Origin of the sequence: Haloechinothrix sp. LS1_15, assembly GCF_033042135.1 — a bacterium.
Lineage (GTDB): Bacteria > Actinomycetota > Actinomycetes > Mycobacteriales > Pseudonocardiaceae > Haloechinothrix.
In genome coordinates, this window is the sequence record NZ_WBXM01000025.1 from 1 (window position 1) to 5,283 (window position 5,283).

5 protein-coding genes and 1 pseudogene are annotated in these 5,283 nt (G+C 62.4%); 3 read left to right on the plus strand and 3 right to left on the minus strand.

All coding sequences use genetic code 11. The annotated features are described in order from the left end of the window. Positions 1-4: 4 nt before the first annotated feature. Positions 5-181: pseudogene (locus F8178_RS20500) on the plus strand (RHS repeat-associated core domain-containing protein); the annotation flags it as partial. Positions 182-375: 194 nt separating this feature from the next. Here F8178_RS20500 and F8178_RS20300 read toward each other — a convergent pair. Beyond that, the gene (locus F8178_RS20300; RefSeq protein WP_317496460.1) at positions 376-627 is read right to left on the minus strand and encodes a hypothetical protein; all 252 of its coding nucleotides are present in this window, start codon (positions 625-627) and stop codon (positions 376-378) included. 151 nt (positions 628-778) lie between these two features. On the opposite strand from F8178_RS20300, the gene F8178_RS20305 reads away from it, so the two are divergent. Together F8178_RS20305 and F8178_RS20310 are read left to right on the plus strand one after the other, a co-directional pair. Further along, the gene (locus F8178_RS20305) at positions 779-1,369 is read left to right on the plus strand and encodes a hypothetical protein (RefSeq protein WP_317496461.1); all 591 of its coding nucleotides are present in this window, start codon (positions 779-781) and stop codon (positions 1,367-1,369) included. Continuing rightward, a complete protein-coding gene (locus F8178_RS20310; protein ID WP_317496462.1) occupies positions 1,350-1,922 on the plus strand; it encodes a hypothetical protein in 573 nt (190 codons plus the stop codon). The genes F8178_RS20305 and F8178_RS20310 overlap by 20 nt, the downstream gene beginning before the upstream one ends. Here the strand turns inward: F8178_RS20310 and F8178_RS20315 are convergent. Both F8178_RS20315 and F8178_RS20320 read right to left on the minus strand, forming a co-directional pair. Further along, positions 1,919-2,767 carry an IS5 family transposase gene (locus F8178_RS20315; protein ID WP_317496463.1) on the minus strand — a complete coding sequence of 283 codons (849 nt, stop codon included), beginning with the start codon at positions 2,765-2,767 and terminating at the stop codon, positions 1,919-1,921. The two genes, F8178_RS20310 and F8178_RS20315, sit on opposite strands and share 4 nt — an antisense overlap. A 211-nt stretch (positions 2,768-2,978) precedes the next feature. Further along, entirely contained in the window at positions 2,979-4,262 is a 1,284-nt protein-coding gene (locus F8178_RS20320) for an IS256 family transposase (protein WP_317496464.1), read from the minus strand. Positions 4,263-5,283: the final 1,021 nt, after the last annotated feature.

The following is a 5,283-nucleotide window of genomic DNA, read 5'->3' on the forward strand; positions in this document are numbered from 1 at the left end:
GGATCTGGGTTTTCAGGGGCAGTTCACCGATCCGGACTCGGGCAACGTGAATATGGGTTCCCGCTGGTACCAGCCGGGCACAGGCACGTTCGCCTCGCGGGATGCAGCGGCCCTGGATCCGCGGGATGTGGGTAACGCGAACCGGTATGCCTATGCCGGGGCGAGTCCGTTGAGTCACATTGACCCGCATGGCTACTTCCTGAGTCGTGTGAAGTCGGCTGCGAAATCGGTGGGCCGGGGTGCTCTGAATGTGGCTAAGGAGGTGTCCGGCTACAACGACATCAAGGGTTGTGTCGGTGGCTCGATGAGTTCGTGCGCGTGGGCCGTTGCCGGTTTCACACCGGTGGGTCGCGTGGCTCAGGGCGTGCGGGCTGGTTACCGGGGTGTGCGTAGCGTTACCAGTGGTGGCAGCAGGGCTCCGTCGCGGACGAGCAGCTCGCCCTCGCGGAGTTCGTCGTCGAGCTCGTCGACACGGCGGTCGTCGTCGAGTTCGACGTCGCGGGCGGGTCGAGGTGCCTCGCCGAGGGCGACGCGCAACGTGGTGCGCAGTACGGCGCGCAGCGCGGGCAGGGGTGCGGCGCGTGGTGCTGGGGCGCGGGCTGCGGTTTCCGGTGCTGGTGCTGTCACCCGGGGTGGGTCGGCCGCGGCGCAGCGGGCTGCGCAGGCGGCGCGGGAGGCGGCTCGGCGGGCTGCCCAGCGGGAGCGGGTGCGTCGGGATGCAATGACACCGACGCAGCGACCGCAAGCAACCGAGACGATCGCACCGGGCGTGAGCCGCATGCTGCAGCAGCTCAACGATCTGGAAGAGATCGACCTCGGCATCCTAGACCCCCACCTCGGCGACACCGGTGACAGCAACGACGCTGGCGGTGACCAGCCCTACCAACCGGACGAGATCGGCCAACATCCAAGTGATCCGACAGGCGTACCGCCCGCACAGGGCCACCTCGACGACGCCTGCGCCCAAGGCGGACACACCCGATCCGACGGAAGCCGCAGCGCACAAGCATGGGAATGCGGAGGTCACGCCGGGAGCGAAGATTTCGGCGAGGTTCTGGGGAAGGATGATATTGAATGGTGGACAGTCACTAATGTCGAAGGTCGCCGTCACGGCACGCTGGTTCCTGCACGATTCGATCTTACTGTTGAGAATGTCACTTTTCGCGTGCATCAAAATGCCACAAAACATATCGCTGAATATGCCCGAAGTCACGGTACAGCGCCCCCGATTAGCTCTCTTGCTGGTTCTGTCGAAGCAGCAATTCAGGGAGGGCTTAAGCGCGAGCGAAACTCTGTTAGAATTGGGCCGTGGGAGCTCGGTATAGACGGAAGGGATAATGTAATATATCATGCCGTATACAAACCGTGATTCGGGCAGCGTTGACCTGATCGTTGAATCGTTCGACATGGAAGCTGACGCTCGTTTAAGCTTGACCATAGATAATCCTACATCGAAAGGTGTAGCTATTGTTGATTTAGAGTTTCTAAATATCGAGTGTTGGACGCCTAATCATTGGCGTGCAGGGAAGTGGGACAAGCCACCGCTGGATATTGCAGTGTCGCCGGATGCAGGTCAGATATGCTCGATTCAGTTTGTTTTTCAAGACGAGTGTACGTCCTTGATGGAGAATCCCGATGATTTAGAGCTCTACAACGGCGGAATTCCGGTGGTTGACTTATCTCCATGGTCGGATGATCGCTATCACGACGTACATCGTGATGTCCAGGCCTTTCGTACCGAAAGTGATTGCTTAGTGCTCTCATTAGGTTCGGGTGTCGTGAACAAATTTGTGTGTTCTCAAGATCTGAGCGTAGGGCTGGGAAGCAATAGCGAGTTGTTAAAACTGTACATTGGCCCATTGTCGGAGAGCGATTGGAGTTTGATTAAACGAGCTGATACGTCCGATGATTATCAGTGTTAGAGCCTGTTCCTGAACCGATGGTGCGAGGTGTCGGGTGAGTATGGGGATTGTGCTCGAGCGGATGATGGCTTCATGGTGTTCGGGTAAACGTTCGTAGTCACCGACGCAGCGGCGATGGCCGGTGATCCAGGCGAGGGTGTGTTCGACGACCTAGCGTGGCGGCAGGACGTGGAATCCTGCCGTCTTGTCGGGGCTTTGACGATCTCCACAGGGACCTTGAGGCTGATGGTGGCGCAGGTGACGAGCTTGCCTGCATAACCGCCGTCGGCCCAGACGAGCCGGATCCGTCGGCACGACGGGGCCAAGCGTTGTAGCAGAACGCGTCCGGCGTCGCGATCTTGCACTGAGGCGGTTGTGACTATCACGCGCAGCAGCAGGCCGAGCGTGTCGGTGACGATGTGACGTTGACGGCCGTTGGTCTTCTTCCTGGCGTCGTAACCGCGACTGGACTGGCCCACGTTCTCAGCGGCCTTGACGGATGGGGAGTCGATGATCCCCGCCGACGGGGTAGTCATATGGCCTTCGCGCGGTCGTGTCCGATCGCGCAGCACGTCGAGCATGGCGACGGCGGCACCAGCCTTTTTCCTGGCGGCGACGTAGTTATAGACCGTCGACCAGGGCGGAGAATCCGCAGGTAGCGCCCGCCACGTGATGCCGTTGTCGACCACGTAGAAGATCGCGTCCACGATCTCGCGACGACAGTGCACCTCACGTCGGCCGCCGTTGCCCGACAGCCACACCGGGCCCGGCAACAGCGGATCGATCAGCGCCCACTGCGCATCCGTGGTGTCCGAGGGATACCGACGAGACCGCGGACGATGAGCACGGCGGTGAAAGAGCGCCAAACGACAGCACGGCGGACCCGATGCGACAGCATCGGGCCGCACACGGCACGATAGCAACGGAACTCCTGGTAGAGCGGTGGTTCGACACCGACCGGCCTACCAGGAGTTCCTGGTTTCACCAGCTACGACACACCCAGCCAAGATCAAGGTCAGGAACAGGTTCTGAGGGCGATGGGGTCTGTAACAAGTTCGGTGTTTTCGGCGTTTGCGGTTAGTACTTCTGTGCGCTCGGCCAGCGGTCACCGAACGTGGTCGCGAACGCGTTCAATGCGGGTTTCCATCGCATTGTCCACCTCGTTTGTCCCTTGCCGGTCGGGTCGAGCGACCGGGTGACCAGGTACAGGCACTTTAACGCAGCTTGCTCGGTCGGGAAATGCCCTCGTGCCCGCACGGCCTTACGATACCGCGCATTCGGCGATTCGATGGCGTTTGTCGAGCACAACACGCTCCTAATTTCCGGATTGTAGTCCAAGAACGGTGTGAATTCCTCCCACGCGTTGCGCCACAGCTTGATCATCGCCGAATACTGGCCACCCCACTTGTCTTCCAGCTCGTCCAACGCCACCTCCGCGGCACCCACGGTAGAGGCCGCGTAGATCGGCTTCAGGTCCTTCTTCAACGCGTCCCAATCACGCTTGGACGCGATCCGGAACGAGTTCCGGATCAAATGGATTACACACGTCTGTACCCGCGCCTGCGGCCACACATCGGCGACCACCTCCGGCAGGCCCTTCAATCCGTCGCAGACCACGAAGAACACATCCCGCATCCCACGATTGCGCAGGTCCTGCAACACCTGCAGCCAGAACTTCGCGCCCTCACCACCGGTCCCGGCCCACAACCCGAGCACGTCCTTGCGCCCCTCGAGTATCACCCCGATCGCCGCGTAAAACGCGCGATTCGATACCTGCCCATCCCGCACCTTCACGACAATCGCGTCGATAAACACCGCCGCATACACCTCATCCAGCGGACGCGACTGCCATTCAGCCATCTCCGACACCACAGTATCGGTAATCCGCGACACGGTCTCCTTCGACACCGACGCACCATAAATCTCGTCGAAATGCGCAGAAATCTCGCCCGTCGTCAAACCCTTCGCATACAACGACAACACGATCTCATCCACACTGCCCAACCGCCGCTGCCGCTTCTTCACGATCACCGGCTCGAAACTGCCCTCACGATCCCGCGGCACAGCCACCGCGACCTCGCCGACAGCGTCGGAGACCACGGTCTTCGTGCGGGCACCGTTACGCACGTTCGAGCCCTCCCGGCCGGGCTGATCAGCGTGTTTAGCATGCCCGAGGTGCTCGGTCATCTCCGCGTCCAGCGCGGTCTCCAGCACCGTCTTCGTCAGCTGCCCCAGCAGCCCATCCGGCCCCGTCAGGGCCAGACCCTGCTCCTGCGCCTGCTTGATCACCTCGGCGGCCACCCGCTCCTGCACGCCCGCCTCGGCCCCGCCAGCCGGCCTCTTCGAAGTCCCAGTCGTCATGGCATCTACAGTCATCACACTCCGTGCCCATCCCGCCGAACCTCAGCCCGGCGTGTCGGGCCGAACCCACCGATCTTGAAACAGTCCCTCCAGTTGCTGCAATATCTGCGAACTCTCGTTCGTCGACATTACGATACAAATGAACACGGTCGTTGGAGCCCTCTCCCACATTCGGTGGCCCTCGCGGTAACCAAGGAGTTTGCGTCGGCTCCTCGACCGTGTCCGGTTGGTAGGGCTGGTCACCGCCAGCGTCGTTGCTGTCACCGGTGTCGCCGAGGTGGGGGTCTAGGATGCCGAGGTCGATCTCTTCCAGATCGTTGAGCTGCTGCAGCATGCGGCTCACGCCCGGTGCGATCGTCTCGGTTGCTTGCGGTCGCTGCGTCGGTGTCATCGCATCCCGACGCACCCGCTCCCGCTGGGCAGCCCGCCGAGCCGCCTCCCGCGCGTCCTCTGCGGCCGCCCGCGTAGGCGTGCCACCACTAGTAACACGTTGACCCACAGCCGGACCGATGGCGGCACGATTCGGGCGGCCGAACCCGAAGCTCCGCTGCCAGAACGACGGCCCCTTCCTCGACACCGACGGCCGAGACGGTGGCTGCGCCGTTGCACTCCATCCATCAGCGGGCTGCGGAGCCGCCTGTGCCGATCCCGCAACCCTGTCAGTCGTCAGATTCTCCCACGCCCGCGACAGCGCACCGCTTGCCTGCCCCGCCGCAGCCGCGCCGGTAGCGACCGCCGTACCCCACGCGAGAGTCTTGCCTGCTCCCGCCCCAATCACGGGGATGGCAGGCACTATGGCCCAGGCAACCTCGCCCGTGTGATCGGTGTGCTCCAGCGGGCTGGACGCGCCGTAGCGGTACCGGTTCGCATTACCCACATCCCGCGGATCCAGGGCCGCTGGAGCACACCGATCCGATGGGCGAGTCGGCCATCAGCCTCTGCGCCAGACCGGCTGTGGTTCCCAAGGTTGGCTGGTGGGCAGCTGGTGCGTGCGCAGCTGCCGTCGGAGCGGCGAAGGTCG

Coding starts and splice junctions, on each gene's coding strand:
- F8178_RS20305 (WP_317496461.1), top strand. CDS start 779: ATGCTGCAGCAGCTCAACGATCTGGAAGAGATCGACCTCGGCATCCTA.
- F8178_RS20310 (WP_317496462.1), top strand. CDS start 1,350: ATGCCGTATACAAACCGTGATTCGGGCAGCGTTGACCTGATCGTTGAA.
- F8178_RS20320 (WP_317496464.1), bottom strand. CDS start 4,262: ATGACGACTGGGACTTCGAAGAGGCCGGCTGGCGGGGCCGAGGCGGGC.